Source organism: Butyrivibrio sp. NATIVEDY162, assembly GCF_045999815.1.
Lineage (GTDB): Bacteria > Bacillota > Clostridia > Lachnospirales > Lachnospiraceae > Butyrivibrio.
Genome location: NZ_CP172573.1, coordinates 455735 through 475082, shown reverse-complemented (window position 1 = coordinate 475082; position 19348 = coordinate 455735). Strand labels below are relative to the sequence as shown.

Here is a 19348-nt window from a genome sequence, read left to right as displayed (position 1 = left end):
GCCTCCGCATTTTCACCGCGTGCTTGCCCTATGCATCAAAAGACCAATAGCATCATATAGCTCTTTGTCATCTGCATATTGTTCCCTTATGTCTCTGATATCCGAAAATCCATCATTAACCCATGAACTATTAATTTGTTGCTTTGTTATTCTCACAGGCTTTCTTTTGACTTTTTCATGTTTACTGTTATTGTTAACCTTATTTTCCGGTAAATATTTTATTAGCATTTTTTCAAGCGCATCACCTATGATAGGCTTTGAAAGATAATCCTGAAATCCTGATTTTTGATACACATCCCTGGCTCCGGCAAAGGCATTTGCAGTTAACGCTATGCTTGGAGTCTCCTTATTAAGATTATCATCTTCACTTTTTAGTCTCCAAAGGAATTCCATACCATCCATTTCAGGCATTCTATGGTCAACAAGCATAATGTCGTATTTTTTATTTTTTGTCATTTCAAGAGCTTCTTTACCGGATGATGCAGTATCTATTCTCACTTGAGTTTCCTTCAGTAGATTTTTTGCAACAACAAGGTTTATATCATTATCATCAACTATAAGAATGCTGGCTTCGGGAGCTTTGAAAAGTTCTGTATATTTTCCGTCATCCTGCAATATTTTGTCATATGCAACCTTGAAGTCTCCGATAGGTTCCCAGCTTCTTGTCTTCTGATTAACAACAAAGGAAAATGTTGACCCTTTTCCATATTCGCTCTTAACATGAAGCTCTGAGTTCATAAGCTGTAAGAATTTCTGAACAATGCTCATTCCAAGACCGGAGCCTTCAACATTTCTGTTTCTCGATCCCTCAAGTCTCTCAAAGGGAGCAAAAAGCTTCTGCATATCCTCTTCACGTATACCGATACCCGTATCCGCAATAGATATTTTAAGCCCAATAATCCCCTGTGCATCAAGATGTCCTCCCGATAGATAATCAACCGAGAATCGAACCTCTCCGTGCTCGGTGTATTTTATGGCATTTGTAAGTATATTAAGAATTACTTGCTTTAATCTTACATTATCTCCATACAAAAGATGCGGAGTCTGGCTGTTAACTATTACATTCAGCTTAAGACCTTTGTTTTTTGCTCTCTCATCAACCATATTTACGAGCTCGGTGATCATATCTGCAAGATCGTAATCGACGTTGTAAAGCTCCATTTTTCCGGCTTCTATTTTTGAAAAATCCAGTACATCATTTACTAATGAAAGCAAAGTATTTCCGGCTGTTTTTATCCCATGAGAATACTTTTTTAACTCCGGATCATCATATTCCCTTAAAATCAGCTCATTCATACCCAATATAGCATTTATTGGAGTTCTTATTTCATGTGACATCTGAGATAAAAACTGTGTCTTTGCTCCATTGGCAGCTATGGCATTTGCTTCAGCCTCGGCTGCCTTACTGCCAAGTTCCTCAAGACTTGCTGCATTTAAGGCTTCTTTTATGCGTAGATTAACAAGTATAACTGTGCTAATAGCCGATACAAAGAGACATGAAATAATTGAAAAAACATCCCTTGAAGAATAAAAGCTTTCCTTTCTATAAAAACAGGCAATGCAAAACACAAGAGACAGTGACAAATCAAAGATCACATAAAGCTTCAGCCTGTCTATGTATATTATGGAAAACATAATAAGAAAGAATGGAAAGAGCCCGGCCGGCTGATCTTTATACGGAATAACATCAATACTTATAAGTGACAGATATAATAGCCCATAAAAAATTACCGACTCCACGCGGCATATTCTAAGCGTAATCACCTTATCCTTTAAATACTGATTAGTAACAAAAAACACAACAATCAGCGTAAATAAAGCGTAGTACGTCTTATGAACACGGAACCCTGAAAGGAGTGCTCTGGCCAAAATAAGCATAACCAAATAAATGCCTACAAGAGTTACAGACATTTTTCTTTGAACAGACATGTTATTTTGTATTATATTCTGTTCGCATATTTCGAAATACTTATCTTCTTCTTTCCTAAATTTTTCAAGAGTTTCTCTAAGCATCGTAAGGCATCTCCACAAAATGCTTAATTATCAACATACTCCCACTTTTATACTACTTTTTTTCATCATAGCATTAGCGTTATTCAATAACAATAATATTAGTTATTAAAAAAATATTAGAAAAAAATGCCCTTGGACTTTATAATTTCCAAAGGCATTTTAATTAGCTGTTTGACTTGAAGATATTATATTTTATTTTTGAATGTTGTCTTCTGAGTTATTACTGTCGCTTTCGTTTTTATCACCCATATTATTTGTATTTAAAGCGTTATTATTGGCATTATTCTGCACATTAACACCATTAGAATAAGGGCCATAAGTTGGAGCACCGGGCTTACCATTTTGAATCACAGAAGGAGTTACCATTGTCTTTGTACCAGGTTTTACGCCTCCCATCACTGGTGGATTATTTTTCATTCGCTTTTTCCTGTTCTTGTCTGCAAATTTTATAACTGCAAAAATTATCAGGATGATAATAATGAATATAACTAGTGACGGTAAATGTGTAATTATAAGAAGTGCGAGTTCTTTAAAGAACGTTGCTACAGCATCACAATTTTCAAGGAATCCGTCTCTTGCCCTTTCCCAGAATGTAGGATTTTTCACAGGCTCCGGAGTATACTCAATAACTTCTCTTACAGACACCGTAAGGGTGCTATAACTAATCTGATTGTCATAAGTTCTAAGCTGAGACTCCATAGATTCAAGCTGATAGCGAACATCCGTTAGTTTGTCCTGAATAGACATAATATCTTCTATTGTAGTTGCCTGTTCCATCAACTGAAGAAGCTGCTTTTCTTCAGCACGAAGTGCATTTCTATGGCTCTCAAGGTCAGCATATGTAAGCGTGACATCTGTTACGTTCATATCCTGAGAAGTTATGTTACTCTTTTCAGCAACCTCTGTTACAAAGCCTGACAGTTTATCTTCAGGTACTCTTAAAGTAAGATTTGCTGTTCTTTCGTCTGTATAAGAACTTTTTTCGGTTCTAAAGCTCTCAACATATCCACCAAGTTCCTCCGTTCTTTTTTGAAGAAAATCAACAGTTTTATCAAATTCCTTGGTCTCGGTACTCATGCTCATATTAGTAATGAGCTTACGCTTTTGTTTTGCGGCTGAATTACTTTCTGTAACCTCTTCTGCCTGCGAGCCTTCCGGAGTTTCTGCATCTTCGTAGGCCTCATCATATGCAGCATCGTATAGTCCGCTTTCTCCGGCAGCCTCCTCTGCAGCAAAGCTTTCATTTGCAACACTCTTTGAAGCACTATAGGAACCGTCTGAAGAGCCGCATCCCGTCACCACCATTAAATAAACAAGAGTGCCGGTAAGCAGCCTTATTCCCTTTAAATATTTCTTTTTCATAGTTACCCTCCATTTATAGTATTTTCTGTAAATTTCTTATTATTTGCAGAAAAAATATCATTTTTATATTATCATATATAACAAAATACCGCACTAAAATCTATTGATTTATCATTCATCGTCTCTTGATGTTAAATTATTATTAAAAAAGATCGTTTAATGGTCTTAAGAATCCGGACTTTCTCATGGGATTTTCCTTCGTTCCCTTTACATATAGCAGATAAAGTTCTTCCTTTGCTCTTGTCATAGCCACATAAAGCATTCTGCGCTCTTCCTCTATTTCTTCATTTGTTATGCTTTTCCTTGATGGCACAATACCTTCATTCAGATCAGGAAGAAAAACTGCTTTGAATTCCAGACCCTTTGAAGCATGCATTGTCATTACCCGAATTCCCTGTTTATTTAAGACTTTTGAAGTTCTCATGCTATCTAATACTTTTGAAGTATCATCCAGATATTCAATTAAATCCTCATAATAGTTAAAATCCGAACAAAGCGTCTCAAATTCATCAAGTTCATCCATCTGAGTATCAAGCACTTTTTTATTCCCTGAATTTTTTTCTTTTAAATACTTATCATATCCAAGGTACCCCCTGATAAATCGAACAGCCCCCTTTGGACTAAGCTTTGATAACAGCTTCATGTCTCTGAACAATTTTTGCACAGTAGCAGCCATGTTTAACTTTCCCAGTTTGGTATAGTAATCAATAAGCTCTTTTTCAACTATTATCTGATTTTCGCAGCATTGTCTGCATATATATCGTACAGGCTTATTCATTATTCTTAAAAAATCGCTTCTTTTGTTACCGTCTTTTGCAAAGGCCATATAGGATAAAACATCCATAATGACAGGCTTCTCATGTAACGCAATTATTTTTTCTTTATAAAAACATGGTACTTTATTTTCGTTCAGGACCCTTGCTATACATGTAGCTTCAGTATTGGTACGAACGATAATTGCAATTTCATTAAGAGGCATTTTGGTTTTCATAGTATTTATTGCTTTTAAAATGTGCGAGTATTCCTCATTTCTGTCCAAAAAGGCATTCCCTGATACTATTCCATCAGAATGTTTTTTTCCTGATTTTATGTCCTTTATAAATCTTACCTTATTTTCGCTAATTACTAATTTTGAAGCTTCAAGAATCGGCAATGCGCATCGGTAGTTAGTATCAAGTATTATTTTTCTGGTATTTTCATAATATTCATCAAAAGAAAGCATAAGCTTTGGATCAGAACCTCTAAATCCATAAATTGACTGATCATCATCCCCTACAACAAAGAGATTGTGATTTTCATCAAGCAGAAGCTTTACCACTTCAAATTGCATCTTATTGATATCCTGAAATTCATCAATTTGAATAAAGGATAATTTATTCTGCCATTTTTTCCTTATGTCAGGTCTGCTTATAAGATAGTCCCGACACAAAAGTACCATATCGTCGAAATCAATCAGTGATTGTTCCTTAAGTATTTTATTATATTCTTCATATATTGCCGGAAAGTTCTCATAGAATGGAACGGATTTATCACAATCCAAGGGGCTGTCACCGGTATTCTTTAGTCTTGATATTTCAGAAAGAATAAGTCTTATTGACTCATTGTCATAATCCTTCCCATACAAAATATGTCTTAGTATTTTGTATTTATCTGCTTCTTTCAAAATAGAATAGTTTCTATTGTCTAATATATGATAAAAAATTGAATGGAATGTTCCGAAGAGAACCTCCGGATATACAGAGTCTGTTTCTTTAATAAATCTTTGCTGCATCTCAATTGCAGCTGCCTTCGTAAAAGTTATTGTAAGTATTGAACCGGGATCAACTCCCCGCCGGATCAGGTTTAGTATTCGCTTAATAATTACAAAGGTTTTACCGCTGCCGGGACCTGCTATAATACAAGCAGGTCCTTCAAAGTGCTCAATGGCACTTCTCTGAGCGGAGTTACATCTTAAATCAATGTCAGGCTTCAAGCTTTGAGATAGACTCTTTTAATCTCTTAAGAGTCTCTTCCTTTCCAATAACTTCCATAGCTTCGGTTGCACCGCAGGGAGTCATGGCCTTACCTGAAACTGCTATACGAATCGGCCAAAGAACATAGCCGTTCTTGTATTCTTTTTCCTTAATATATTCCTGAAGTTTAGCATAAAGGGCATCGTTACTGTAGTCCTCCTGAGCTTCAAGAATTGGAAGAAGGTCCTTAAGCACTGCAAGTGATGATGCTTCGTCGGTCTTCATCTTTTTATGCTTATAAATGGATATGTCATAATCAGGCATCTCCTGGAAGAAATCGATCATCTCTGCAATGTCAGGCCAGATTTCAATTCTTGTCTTAATCATTGCTGCTATCTTATGAAGATCAAGGTTTTTCTTAATAACCTCTTTCATGTAAGGCTCTGCAAGCTTGTAGAACTCTTCGTCATCCATCTTCTTAAGATACTCACCGTTCATCCATTTGAGCTTTGTGTAATCAAACACTGCAGGAGACTTGTTGATACGTCTGTAATCAAACTTCTCTACAAGCTCCTTGAGGCTCATGATCTCTGTATTGTCATCAGGTGACCATCCGAGAAGTGCCACGAAGTTTACAACTGTCTCAGATAAAAATCCCTGCTCAATAAGATCCTCAAAGGATGAGTGACCGCTTCTCTTACTGAGTTTATGATGTTCTTCATCAGTAATAAGAGGACAATGTATATATTTAGGAACTTCCCAGCCAAATGCATCATACAATCTGTTGTATTTAGGAGATGAAGAAATATACTCATTACCTCTGACAACATGAGTGATGCCCATAAGGTGATCATCTACAACATTTGCAAAATTGTAAGTAGGATATCCATCAGACTTAATAAGAACCATATCATCAAGCTCTTTATTCTCAACAGTTACATCTCCGTATAACTCATCATGGAATGTAGTTGTACCTTCTGTAGGATTATTCTGTCTGATAACATAAGGCTTACCTTCTGCGAGGTTCTTCTCAACCTCTTCCTTTGAAAGGTGAAGGCAGTGCTTGTCATAAACACTTATCTCCTTCTTACCGCCATTTCCATCATCAATTTCCTGAACAAGTGTGGCAAGTCTTGCCTCATCACAGAAGCAGTAATATGCCTCTCCTTTTTCAATAAGCTCCTTGGCATATTTAAGATAAATTCCCTGCTTTTGTCTCTCACTCTGAACATAAGGGCCGACACCGCCGTCCTTATCAGGCCCTTCATCATGAATCAGCCCTGTCTTTTCAAGAGTTCTGTAGATTATCTCAGTAGCACCCTCAACATAGCGCTCCTGATCAGTATCCTCTATTCTAAGGATGAAATCACCGCCCTCATGTTTGGAAATAAGATAAGCATAAAGTGCTGTTCTTAAGTTTCCTACATGCATTCTTCCCGTTGGGCTCGGTGCATAACGGGTTCTTATTTTCTGTGCCATAATTCTCCTCTTTACATAACCTCCGGATATTCTTTTTTCTCAAATTCAACAATAATTCCTGAAGCTACGTTGCGGCATAACGCAATTTGTTTTTTCTCAACCTGAACGATGAGTCCGCCGCGTTCTTTTTTATTGATTACTTTAACGTGAGATCCATGTCTGATACCAATGGACTTAAGTCTTTCGGAATAGACTTCCTTCTCGACATTCATCTCTTTTACAAGATAAACGCCATTCTTCTCCCCATCTGTAAGAGTCATACAACTACCTCATAAAATGTAATTACTACATATTGTAGATTTATATACAAATAAAACATATAATGTATTCGTGACATTTATATCTACACATGCTTTGAAATTATATAACACCTTATAACAAATGAAAAGAGCACCGCTTTAATGCGGTAAAGTAAGTAATGTAGTGGCATTACATATATCTCTTTTTATTCAACAATTTCCTTATAACATTCCGGGCGTCTGTCTCTAAAGAGTCCCCACGACAGTCGGTTCTGTCTGATTTCATGAAAATCGTATACTGCCATTATTATCTCTTCTGAAGAATCCGATGCCTTTCTCAATATGTCTCCGGTCTCATCAGTCATAAAGCTGTTACCATAAAATTTAAGCGAAGAAAGCTGACCTCCGTTTTCCTCTGAAGGTACAACGTTTTCTGTTCCTATACGGTTAGCTGCTACAACCGGGATAATATTGGCTGCTGAGTGTCCCTGCATGGTTCGTTGCCAGTGTCCGCTGCTGTCAACATTAAGTATTGGTTCGGAACCTATAGCTGTAGGATAAAGAATAATATCAGCTCCCTGAAGCGCAAGACATCTTGCGGTCTCCGGAAACCACTGATCCCAGCAAATTCCTACTCCGACTCTTCCGTAAGCTGTTTCAAATACCGAAAAGCCTGTATCTCCGGGAGTAAAATAGAATTTTTCCTGATAAAAATGATCATCGGGAATATGTGTTTTTCTGTAAACGCCAAGGATATCACCGTCTGAGTCAATCATTGCTACAGAATTGTACATCACATTGCCTTCACGTTCATAAAAACTTATAGGCATAACTACCGAAAGTTCTCTGCAGACTTTTCTGAAATGCCCCACCGCAGCATTCTGATTTACGGTCGTAGCAAAATCATAATAATCATATCGTCTCTCCTGGCAAAAATACTGCCTCTCAAAAAGTTCTGACAGCAGAATTATCTGAGCACCCTGAGATGCTGCCTTTCGAACAAGCTTATCTGCCTTTTTTATGTTTCTTACAACAAGATCTTCATCGGATATTTCCGGATTACCGGTTGCTTCTCTTCCACAGGCAAACTGTATAGCAGCCACTGTAGTTGATGAATTGTCTTTATACATGATTTTTAAGCCTTTCTTACTCGAAATTAATTATTTTGCGTCTCATATTACTGATATCAGATGGAATCTGCTGTGTAATGCAATGTATGTTTCCGCCTCCCATTAGTATAGATCTTGCCGGTATGGAAACAATCTTACGGTTTTTACATATCTTTTCCATAATTTTCATTGCCCTTTGGTCACTTTCCTCATTTTCATTTCCAAATGCAGGAATTAGTATCTCTGTATTTGTAAAATAAAAATTTACATAACTTGCAGCAAGTCTTTCACCTACAGAGCGGTCATCCTCTCCCTCTTCAAATACGAAATTATCTATATCCTCCTTCTCACAGCAAACAGGATGATCAGGAATAGGGAGCTTATGTATCTTTAGTTTTCGTCCTCTGGCATCTGTTTCACCCAGAAGATATTCATAGCTCGCATTGGACATCTCATATTGAGGGTCATTAACATTATCAGTCCATGCCAGAACAACTTCCCCGGGTGATATAAAAGCACATACGTTATCTACATGTTCATTTGTCTCATCATTATAAATACCGCTTGGAAGCCAGAGTACCTTCTCTGCTCCCAGATATTTTTTCAGCTGTTCTTCTATTTTGGATTTGCCAAGCTTTGGATTTCTTCCCTCACTCAAAAGACAACTGGAAGTAACCATAACTGTTCCTTCTCCGTCAGAATGGATTGAACCTCCTTCAAGCACAAAGGGATGCGCATCATAATAATCTATGTTTAAAAGCTTGCAAAATCCCGAGGCCACAAGATCATCTGCATCCCAATTGGCATATAAACCATCTGCTTCTCCACCCCAGGCATTAAATTCCCAATCAATGCCTCTTACATTACCTTCTGTATTTCTGACAAAAGTAGGCCCTGTATCCCTTGACCATGAGTCATCGGTTTCCATTTCAATCAAAATGATTATCCCTGAATCTTTGATCTTTTCAGGTGTTTTTTCTCCTTGTCCTCTGACGCAGATTATTTTAACAAGGTTCTGCGTATGCTCTCTTATAAAAATATGAGCTTTCTCAAAATCAGCCTTGTCCACTAATACATAGAGTTTTTCGGATTTAATAATATGAGAAAAAATATTACAGAATGCCATCTGCGCAGCTGTGGCATCCCTCCCCCAGCTTCCGGGCCTTGTGGGCCATATCATCATGGTCCCGTCATGAAGGTCATATTCAGCAGGCATTCTGTATCCATCGCTTGCGGGATATCCTTTAATTACTTCGCTCATTGTAAGCTGCTCCTTACACTAATCAAGTTTATCAGATGTAAATATTACATACAAAAACCGGGTGAAAAGTAATTAGTAACAAAACAGATTATGCCTTAAGCTATAAAGTTTTGTTACCAGACACTTTGCACCCGGCAGAACTCGTATCAAATATTCAATTATTTTGTACCGAATATTCTGTCACCGGCATCTCCAAGACCGGGAACAATATACTTGTTTTCGTTAAGGTATTCATCAATATGAGCACATGTAATAGGAACATCAGGATGCTCTGTAGTAACCCTTTCAATGCCTTCGGGAGCTGCAATAAGGCAGATAAATCTCATCTTTTTTACGCCCTTTTTCTTGAAAAGGTCGATTGCATCACATGCAGAACCGCCGGTAGCAAGCATGGGATCAAGTATTATAACTTCTCTGTCGCCTATATCCTCAGGTGCCTTAAAGAAATAATTTACAGGTTCATATGTATGTGCATCACGGTACATTCCAACGTGAGCAATCTTTGCATTAGGAATAACCTTAAGAACTCCATCCAAGAGTCCCATTCCTGCTCTCATGATAGGAGCAAAAGCATAATTATCTTCATTAAGTCTACCCATTTTAATGGTCTTAATAGGAGTTTCTACTGTTGTCTCCTCAAGAGCAACATCTCTCATTGCTTCATAAACCAGATAAGCGCCGATTTCACCAACAAGCTCCCTGAAAAGCTTTGTTCCGGTGTGCTTATCTCTAAGTATTGACAATTTATGCTCAATCAAAGGATGATCCAAGACAGTAACATTTTTCATATTTTTCTACCTCCGAAAATTTACTGTTAAAAATAATATCATATATTTAATATGGGCGCTACAAAAGTTATAAAAACATTTACTATTACTTTTTCATTGCTTATAATCTGCATTTAAAGTCTGAATAATCAAAGTGTTTTACGACTTCTGTTCTACCATTTTCATGCAATATAGCTATATCCGGCAATGCCATACCGTTGAATGTATTATTTTTAACCATACTGTAGATTGCCATATCCTCAAATATCAGTCGGTCACCTATTCTTATCTCATGATCAAAGCTATAGTCACCAATTATATCTCCTGCAAGGCAGGTCCTTGATGACAGCCTGTACTTAAAGGTTTTTTCTTCAATTTCAAATCCGTCCATAAGCGGTGGTCTGTAGGGCATCTCCAACACATCAGGCATATGACATGCAGCAGAAGTATCAAGGATAAGAACAGGGAACTTTTCTGTTTTTACAATATCCATAACTGTAGTAACAAGATAACCTGCATCAAGAGCTATTGCTTCGCCGGGTTCTAAATAAACCTCCACGGCATATGTATTTTTTATATATTTAATAAGCTCTATCAAACCTTTTGTGTCATAATCACTTTTGGATATGTGATGTCCGCCGCCCATGTTGATCCATTTTATCTGACCGCTTTCGCCTTTTTTAGGCAAGTATTTTCCGAAGCTTTTTTCAAAGGCTTCAAAGGTCTCCTTTAGCGGTTCAAATCCCTGCTCACATAGAGTATGGAAATGCAATCCTTCTACACCTTTGGGCAGCTCTTCGGGAAAATCACATAATCTTATACCAAGTCTGGAGCCCGGTGCACAGGGATCATATATATCGTGACCTTCCTGAGTTGAAAATTCAGGATTTACACGAAGTCCAACAGATAAGCCATTTCTTTTAAGCGGCTTTTCAATTGTACCCTTTATTTCAATTGCCTTTTCCCACACTTTTCTATGATGCTCAAGCTGTGATATTGAGTTAAACACAATATGATCTGCTATATCACACACTTCTGATATTTCACTATCTCCAAAAGCAGGTTCAAACACATGAATTTCAGGGAATAATTCCTTAGCTGCAGCTTCATTCTTAGATGAAGTACCAATAAGTTTCTTTTGTTTTTCTGTATAAAACTCTTCGTATGCAAGTTTCGCTTCATATAAACCTGAGGCTGTTGTTCCTGCAAGATATTCCGCAATTAATGGATAAGTACTGTATGCTGAAAATGCCTTCTGCGCCAGAAGGATCCTTGCTCCGGATTTATTCATCACATCACTTAATACTAAGCAGTTTTTCCTAAGCTTATTTTCATCTATCACATAAACAGGTGTTTTTAATTCATTAAAATTCATGATTATTGTCCCCTCAGTAAATCCTTAACAACTTCGCTTGCAATCACCAGCCCGCAGGCAGCAGGCGTAAAAGCCGTACTTCCCGGAGTGCTTCTTCTTGAAGAACCTGTCTTTTTAATTTCAGCAGCATCTTCACTTCTTATCTCCGGTTTAATAGGCAATTCATCAGAATATACCACTTTAAGCTTTTTGATATTTCTTTTTTTCAGTTCTCTTCTCATAACCTTGCACAGAGGGCAAACACTGGTTTTATATATATCAGCAACTTTAAATCTGGATGGATCAAGCTTATTACCTGCCCCCATGGCACTTATAACCGGAGTACCTGCAGCTTTAGCACGCATGATAATTTCCAGCTTAGCAGTAACCGTATCCACCGCATCAATAATATAATCGTATTTTTTAAAATCAAAATTGTCTGCATTTTCAGGCAGATAAAAGCAGTTGTGAATATTTACCACAACATCCGGGTTGATAGAAAGCATCCTTTCCTTCATCATTTCAGTTTTATATTTACCAATTGTAGTCTGAAGCGCAATTATCTGTCTGTTAAGGTTGCTTTCTGCAACAGTATCGCTGTCAACCAGATCAAATTTGCCTATTCCACTTCTGACCAGAGCTTCGCACACATATCCTCCGACTCCTCCAATGCCAAATACTGCAACATGCTTATTTTTCAGGGTATTTATTGCTTCTTTACCAAGCAACAACTCGGTTCTTGCAAAAATTTCACTCATAAATTTTCTCTTTCTAACACACATTTCAAGTTTATTTTTCTTTAATGAAATTGTAACTCTTTTTTATTGGATATTAGCAAATTTTGTTGTAATAATATTTTATAAGAGATTTAGATATAGTAAATATATTTTTATAGAGTTTTCAAAGAGGAATGGAGTAAAAATGCGCAAACGAATTCTGATAGCTGACGATACTACATTTATGCGTGAGATGCTAAAATCATCACTTGATAAGGAAAAATATGAAATAATCGGCGAAGCTAAAACCGGCAAACAGGCTGTTGAGCAATATAAGGAGAAAAAGCCTGATTTGCTTATCCTTGACATTAATATGCCTGAGATGAATGGTATTGATGCACTAACCGAAGTAATGGCCTTTGATTCAAATGCTAATGTGATCATGTGCTCAGACCAAAAACAGGAGCCTATGATCGTACTGGCGTTAAAAAAAGGTGCCAAGGATTTTGTTGTAAAGCCCTTTATGGCAAGTGATGTAATAAGAGCCCTCTCAAAAATTTTTAAAGATGAATAATCTTTTTTTGTAACAGGTCTATCATGCACATGTCTGTGCATATAAAAATCAGAGCAAGCTATCATGGCCTGCCCTGATTTTTCTTTGCCATATCTTCTATAATAAGTCTAAAAAATCAAAATCTGTTCATTTTGATCATCCCTTCATAAATTTACTACGAAAATCAATCTATAAGCACAGGGTTTTCTTCAACGACCCAAGGTAAACCATACTCATTAAGCATATCCATATACGGATCAGGATCAAACTCATCAGTTGTAAATACCCCGGGTTTCTTCCATTTTCCGGTAACAACAAGTGCTGTTCCGATCATAGCCGGTACACCTGTTGTATAGCTGATAGCCTGGCTGCCAAGTTCTTTATAACATTCCTGGTGATCACAAACATTATAAATATAAATAGTTCTCTCTTTTCCGTCCTTTATGCCTTTGAAAATACATCCGATGTTGGTCTTACCTACAGTTCTGGGGCCAAGGCTTGCAGGATCCGGAAGAAGCGCTTTAAGGAACTGAATTGGAACAATCTCGCGTCCTTCAAACATTACAGGACTTGTTGAAAGCATACCTACATCCTCAAGGCATCTCATATGATCAAGATAGCTCTGGCCAAATGTCATAAAGAAACGAATTCTCTTTACTTCAGGGAAATTTCTTCCAAGAGCTTCGATCTCCTCGTGGTGTAAAAGATACATATCTTTTTTGCCAACCTGAGCGAAATCGTATTCTCTCTTAATCTCCATGGGCTTAGTTTCAACCCAATGACCATCCTCCCAATAACTACCGTTAGCAGATACTTCACGAAGGTTGATCTCGGGATTAAAGTTTGTCGCAAATGCATAGCCATGGTCTCCGCCATTGCAATCCATGATATCAATATAATGAATCTCATCAAAATAATGCTTCTTAGCATATGCTGTGAAAACAGATGTTACACCGGGATCAAAGCCTGTTCCAAGTAAAGCCGTAAGTCCAGCTTCCTTAAACTTGTCAAAATAAGCCCACTGCCAGCTGTAATCAAAATATGCTGTGAATCCTTTTTCCTTGCAGCGCTTTTCATAAATCTCACGCCACTTCGGATCATCTGTATCCTCGGGTTCATAATTTGCAGTATCAATGTAATCAACCTTACATTCAAGACATGCATCCATTATAGTCAGATCCTGATAAGGAAGTGCCACATTTAAAACAGCATCCGGTTTATAGCTGTTAATTACTCGTTTTATATCCTCCACATCATCTGCGTTAACAGTATCGGTAGTAATCTTAACCGATGTTCCGGCTTTCTCAAGCTTTTCTTTAAGAGCATCACACTTAGAAACCGTTCTGGATGCAATACACATTTCTGTAAAAACACCGCTATTCTGCGCACATTTCTGGATTGCTACCTGAGCAACTCCTCCACAACCTATAACCAATAATCTGCTCATCTAAAAACCTCCATTAAAAAAGTTTTATTATCTTGACATTGCTTCTTCTTCCTGCAACAAATCCTCAACATATTTAGGTAGCATGAATGCTCCCTTGTGAAGATGTGTCGTGTAATACCATGTCTTTATATTTCTTTCATCCCATCTGTCAGGATTAAAATCCTTTAGAGGATGATATTTTTTACTTGCAAAACCAAAAAGCCAATATCCTGCGGGGCAGGTAGGAATATGAGCCTGATAAACCCTGTTAACCGGGAAAACTCTATAGGCCTTTCTATGCATTGCTCTGCAACTCTCTTCATCTTCATCATAGAAAGGACTTCCATGCTGATAAACCATAATACCGTCATCATGAAGAGCTTTATAACAGCTTCCATAAAATTCCTTCGTAAAGAGACCTGCTTCATGTCCCAACGGCTCGGTGACATCATTGATAATCAGATCATACATATCATCACATTTTCTAAGGAACTTAAGACCATCCTGGTAATAGATATGTACTCTGTCATCATCAAGACCGCAGGCATTATCAGGAAAGTACTGCTTACATACTTCAACAAACATGCTGTCAGGTTCAACCACATCGATAACCTTTATCTCTTCATAGTGACTGAGCTCTCTGGCTACACCGCCATCACCACCGCCCAGGACAAGTACACGTTGAACCTTGGGATGAACAGCCATTGGTACATGTACTATCATCTCATCATATGTAAATTCATCCTTCTCTGAAAAGATTATATTTCCGTCGGATGCCAGAAATTTTCCAAATTCAGGAGAATCAAACACATCTATTCTCTGAAATTCACTTGAACCAGAAAACAGCTGTTTGCTTAATCTTATATTTATTTTTACATTGTTGGTATGCATTTCACCAAACCAGTAATCCATCTGAGGCATTATTTTTCCTCCAAAACATAAATCATTATTTAAAGGCAATTTATATTTTAGTACAAAACAAAATTAACCATACAATATAATTATATGGTTAATCTTAGAAATTTGCACTACTTTAATACTTGTAGTTCTGAAATATCTTCACTCTCTGGTCCCTGCATGGAGCATCCCTTTTCCATTGCTGTGAGTATATAATCAAGAATCTCCTCTGTTACAACTTCACCCGGAGAGATGATCGGTATTCCCGGAGGATAGCACATAACAGACTCCGCGCTGATTCTTCCAATCGTCTGCCTGATAGGTAGTGATTCCTTCTCTGCATAAAACGCTTCCTGGGGAGTAGCCTTAACTATGGGAGTAACATATTCAGCAGAGAAAAAGCTCTGCTCCGGCTTAGCATAAAGTCTTCTTATATCTGCAAGGGCACCTGCAAGTCTCTCGATGTCCTGTAATCTGTCGCCGATAGAGATATACGCCATTACGTTAGATAAATCACCAAATTCCATCTGTATATCATATTCATCTCTAAGCAGATCATACACTTCTATACCTGTAAGTCCTACTCCTCTGGTATTTACAACAAGCTTAGTCTCATCGAAATCATAAATGCTTCCGCCATTAATAAGTTCATGTCCATATGCATAATATCCGGGAATTTCATTTATTTCTTCCCTCGCATACTTTGCCATTCCCGTAACCTTTTCAAAGCTGTCATGGCCATGAAGTGCCAGATTTCTTCTGGAGATATCAAGACTTGCTATGAGAAGATAGCTGGCGCTTGTGGTTTGCGTGAGATTTACGATTCTGCTTATATATCCTATATTTGCATTTTTACCGCAAAGAAGAAGCGAACTTTGTGTCAGGCTCCCTCCTGATTTATGCATACTTATGGCAGCCATATCCGCTCCTGCCTTCATAGCACAAAGTGGCAGATTTGGTCCAAAGTACAGATGTGTTCCGTGTGCCTCGTCAACCAAAGCCTTCATACCATGCTCATGCGCCAGGTTAACAATTGCCTGAAGGTTTGAACAAATTCCGTAGTAAGAAGGGTTATTTATTAAAATTGCCTTGGCATCAGGATTTTCATTAATTGCCGCTTCAACGTCAGTCAGCTCCATACCAAGCGGGATTCCAAGTTTAGTATCCACCTTGGGATCTATATAAACAGGAACAGCTCCACAAAGAATCAACGCATTAATTGCACTTTTATGAACATTTCTTGGCATTATTATCTTTTCGCCATGTTTTACTGACGAAAGGACCATGGCCTGTACTGCACTGGTAGTGCCATTTACCATCAAAAAGGCATGTTCTGCACAAAATGCATCTGCAGTAAGCTCTTCTGCTTCCTTAATAACAGAAACAGGATGGCACAAATTATCAAGAGGCTTCATTGAATTAACATCTATTCCTACACATTGTTCCCCAAGAAAACGAACAAGCTCAGCATTTCCACGGCCTCTCTTATGTCCAGGTACGTCAAAGGGCACCACTCTTTGTTTTCTAAATTTTTCAAGCGCTTCATAAACCGGCGCTTTTCTCTGACGATCCAGATCCAATAACTCATCCTCCAAAAAACATATTATATGAAAGAAAGAAGGGCGGTATGCATTATGCATACTGCCCTTCGAAATACTCGTTTATCAGGCAAAATTATCTTAGCATAGATGTATCTAATGTCAAGTAAAATTCTGCTTTTAGACTGAGTTAATCCTATGTCTTTTTAATAAAAAAAGAATATTAAATTGCGTGTATAAACAAACCACTCAAAAGCTTAGGCTCAAACCAGGTAGACTTTGGCGGCATAAGGCGACCGGCATCAGCTACTGCAAATAATTCATGGATATCAGTCGGATACATGGAAAAAGCCAAAACACAATCACCGGCTACTCTCTTTTCAAGCTCTCCTAATCCACGAATACCACCAACAAAATCAATTCTGGGGTCATTCTTAGGATCACTTATATTCAGAATTGGTGTAAGTACATTATTTTGCAGTATGCTTACATCAAGTCCATCAACAGCATCTTCACTCATAATGTCTTTGTGAGCAGTAAGCTTATACCATTTTCCATTAAGAAGCATGCCGATATCGCACTTCTTTTGAGGCTTAACCGGGTCATTAGATTCACTAAGATCAAATTTTTCCTCGATTTTCTTCAAAAACTCTTCTTCGCTTAGCCCGTTAAGATCCTTTATAACCCTGTTATAATCCATTATCATAAGTTCACTGTCAGGAAACAGTACTGATAAAAAGAAATCGTAGTCCTTATTTCCGTTTGCCTCAGGATCATTTTCGCGTCTCTTTTTTGCCACCTTAACTGCAGAAGCACATCTATGGTGTCCATCAGCGATATAGATGCTGTCCATTTTCTTAAAAGCTTCAGCAATCACTGAAATATCTTCATCCTTATCAATGATAAATACTCTGCTCTTAATATCATCCTTGGTGACAAAATCATATAATGGCTTGTCTTTTTCCTTGATCTTGTTGATAACGCCTCTTATGGCAGCATCTTCTCTATAGCACAAGAAAATCGGACCGGTCTGGGCATCACAGGAATCAACATGGTGAATTCTGTCTGCTTCTTTTTTCGCAAGAGTGTTCTCATGCTTCTTGATGATATTATTGTCGTAATCATCCACAGAACTGCATGCAACAATGCCTGTTTGTACTCTTCCATTCATAGTCTGCTCATATAAATAGTAGCAGGGCTTTTCATCATGAACAAAAACGCCATTCTCAATTTTTTCCCACAGCATGTCATGAGCTTTTTGATATACTTCTTCAGCATACATATCATAATCATCCGGAAACTGTGTCTCAGGTCTGTCTATTGCAAGAAAAGACATAGGTTCATTTTTAACCTCTTCTCTTGCTTCCTCTCGATTGTATACATCGTAAGGAAGAGCGGCAACCTTATCCGCAATATCCACCCTTGGTCTATATGCTGCAAAAGCTCTTATATCTGCCATATAATGTCATTCCTTTCATGTCAAAAAGCTGATTTATAAACAGCCTTTATTATAATTCTTTTCTGACAACGCGAACTCTTATAACGTCATCAATTTTCTTAAGTTTATCAGTAATATCATCGGATATGTTGCTCTCTACGTCAATAATAGTATAAGCAAAATCTCCTCTTGATTTATTTGTCATATTTGAAATGTTATAACCGTCATTGCCGAGTACCTGTGTGAACTTACCAATCATACCTGCAACATTCTTGTGAATAATTGCAAGTCTTGGAACAGTGCAGATGCCCTGCTCACAACGAGGCATGTTTACTGAATTGACGATATTACCGTTTTCAAGATAGTCCTTCATCTGTAGAACTGCCTTAATTGCGCAGTTATCCTCTGACTCCTCTGTAGATGCTCCAAGGTGAGGGATTACAATACAACCGTCATGACCTGCTGTTACAGTGTTTGGGAAGTCAGTAACATATTTTCTGATTTTTCCTGAATTGATACCGGAAAGGACGTCTGCCTCATTGCAAAGAATATCTCTTGCAAGATTAATCAAAATTACTCCTTTTTTCATTTTGGAGATTGCTTCCGCATTGACCATTCCCTTGGTGTTATCTAAAGCAGGTACGTGTATTGTTATGATATCACATTTTGAATAAATATCATCTACATTAGTTACGTGCTTAACATCTGAGGAAAGGCTCCATGCTGCGTCAACAGAAAGATATGGATCGTATCCGAATACTTCCATACCAAGGTTTCTTGCTGCATTAGCTACTCTCACGCCAATTGCTCCAAGGCCGATTATTCCAAGTTTTTTACCTGCAATCTCTGTTCCTGCGAATTTCTTTTTAGTTTTCTCTGTAAGCTTTGCGATTTCAGGATCACCTGCATTAGCACTAACCCACTGAACACCTCCGATAATGTCACGGGAAGCTATGAGCATAGCAGCAATAACCATTTCCTTAACACCGTTAGCATTAGCTCCGGGAGTATTAAAAACAACGATTCCTTCTTCAGCACATCTGTCAATCGGAATATTGTTAACACCGGCTCCTGCACGAGCTATTGCAAGAAGATTATCGGAAAATTCCATCTCATTCATGTTTGCACTTCTAACAAGAACACCATCAGCATCATCGATATTATCTACAGCCTGATATTGATCTGTAAAGTTATTAAGGCCAACCTTAGCTATAGGATTTAAGCATTTATATTTAAACATTTTA

General features: G+C 37.8%; 16 protein-coding genes. 1 reads left to right on the top strand and 15 read right to left on the bottom strand.

All coding sequences use genetic code 11. The features are described from left to right. Positions 1-12: 12 nt before the first annotated feature. The 10 genes from ACHCNF_RS01910 to ACHCNF_RS01865 all read right to left on the bottom strand — a co-directional run bounded on the left by ACHCNF_RS01910 (position 13) and on the right by ACHCNF_RS01865 (position 12294). Positions 13-2013: an ATP-binding protein gene (locus ACHCNF_RS01910; protein WP_408071114.1), complete on the bottom strand. Its 2001-nt coding sequence runs from the start codon at positions 2011-2013 to the stop codon at positions 13-15. A 192-nt stretch (positions 2014-2205) separates the two neighbouring features. Continuing rightward, on the bottom strand, positions 2206-3375 hold the full coding sequence (locus tag ACHCNF_RS01905) for a DUF4349 domain-containing protein (protein WP_408071113.1): 1170 nt from the start codon (positions 3373-3375) through the stop codon (positions 2206-2208). 142 nt (positions 3376-3517) lie between these two features. After that, complete coding sequence (locus ACHCNF_RS01900; RefSeq protein WP_408071112.1) at positions 3518-5347, bottom strand: ATP-dependent helicase; 1830 nt, start codon at positions 5345-5347, stop codon at positions 3518-3520. Continuing rightward, the gene (gene gltX, locus ACHCNF_RS01895) at positions 5337-6806 is read right to left on the bottom strand and encodes a glutamate--tRNA ligase (RefSeq protein WP_408071111.1); all 1470 of its coding nucleotides are present in this window, start codon (positions 6804-6806) and stop codon (positions 5337-5339) included. Before gltX ends, ACHCNF_RS01900 begins: the two co-directional genes overlap by 11 nt. Before the next feature lie 11 nt (positions 6807-6817). Further along, positions 6818-7066: a ferrous iron transport protein A gene (locus ACHCNF_RS01890; protein ID WP_408071110.1), complete on the bottom strand. Its 249-nt coding sequence runs from the start codon at positions 7064-7066 to the stop codon at positions 6818-6820. A gap of 185 nt (positions 7067-7251) precedes the next feature. Beyond that, complete coding sequence (gene aguB, locus ACHCNF_RS01885) at positions 7252-8175, bottom strand: N-carbamoylputrescine amidase (protein WP_408071109.1); 924 nt, start codon at positions 8173-8175, stop codon at positions 7252-7254. 16 nt (positions 8176-8191) lie between these two features. After that, positions 8192-9415: an agmatine deiminase gene (aguA, locus tag ACHCNF_RS01880; protein ID WP_408071108.1), complete on the bottom strand. Its 1224-nt coding sequence runs from the start codon at positions 9413-9415 to the stop codon at positions 8192-8194. A 158-nt stretch (positions 9416-9573) separates the two neighbouring features. After that, positions 9574-10203, bottom strand: coding sequence for a uracil phosphoribosyltransferase (upp, locus tag ACHCNF_RS01875; protein ID WP_408071107.1), 630 nt, complete (start codon positions 10201-10203; stop codon positions 9574-9576). Between the two features lie 100 nt (positions 10204-10303). Beyond that, positions 10304-11557: a carboxynorspermidine decarboxylase gene (gene nspC / locus ACHCNF_RS01870; RefSeq protein WP_408071106.1), complete on the bottom strand. Its 1254-nt coding sequence runs from the start codon at positions 11555-11557 to the stop codon at positions 10304-10306. Between the two features lie 2 nt (positions 11558-11559). Next, a complete protein-coding gene (locus tag ACHCNF_RS01865) occupies positions 11560-12294 on the bottom strand; it encodes a tRNA threonylcarbamoyladenosine dehydratase (RefSeq protein WP_408071105.1) in 735 nt (244 codons plus the stop codon). A 163-nt stretch (positions 12295-12457) separates the two neighbouring features. Between ACHCNF_RS01865 and ACHCNF_RS01860 the strand changes: the two genes are divergently transcribed. Further along, complete coding sequence (locus tag ACHCNF_RS01860; protein WP_408071104.1) at positions 12458-12826, top strand: response regulator; 369 nt, start codon at positions 12458-12460, stop codon at positions 12824-12826. A 163-nt stretch (positions 12827-12989) separates the two neighbouring features. Here the strand turns inward: ACHCNF_RS01860 and ACHCNF_RS01855 are convergent, their stop codons facing one another. The 5 genes from ACHCNF_RS01855 to ACHCNF_RS01835 form a co-directional block, all read right to left on the bottom strand. After that, the gene (locus ACHCNF_RS01855) at positions 12990-14252 is read right to left on the bottom strand and encodes a saccharopine dehydrogenase family protein (RefSeq protein ID WP_408071103.1); all 1263 of its coding nucleotides are present in this window, start codon (positions 14250-14252) and stop codon (positions 12990-12992) included. A 27-nt stretch (positions 14253-14279) separates the two neighbouring features. After that, positions 14280-15143, bottom strand: coding sequence for a polyamine aminopropyltransferase (gene speE, locus ACHCNF_RS01850; RefSeq protein WP_408072173.1), 864 nt, complete (start codon positions 15141-15143; stop codon positions 14280-14282). Positions 15144-15259: 116 nt separating this feature from the next. After that, complete coding sequence (locus ACHCNF_RS01845; protein WP_408071102.1) at positions 15260-16708, bottom strand: aminotransferase class I/II-fold pyridoxal phosphate-dependent enzyme; 1449 nt, start codon at positions 16706-16708, stop codon at positions 15260-15262. A 181-nt stretch (positions 16709-16889) separates the two neighbouring features. Beyond that, positions 16890-18125 carry a DUF1015 domain-containing protein gene (locus tag ACHCNF_RS01840; protein ID WP_408071101.1) on the bottom strand — a complete coding sequence of 412 codons (1236 nt, stop codon included), beginning with the start codon at positions 18123-18125 and terminating at the stop codon, positions 16890-16892. Positions 18126-18174: 49 nt separating this feature from the next. Beyond that, positions 18175-19344, bottom strand: a complete 1170-nt coding sequence (locus ACHCNF_RS01835) for a phosphoglycerate dehydrogenase (RefSeq protein ID WP_408071100.1) — start codon at positions 19342-19344, stop codon at positions 18175-18177. Positions 19345-19348 lie beyond the last annotated feature (4 nt).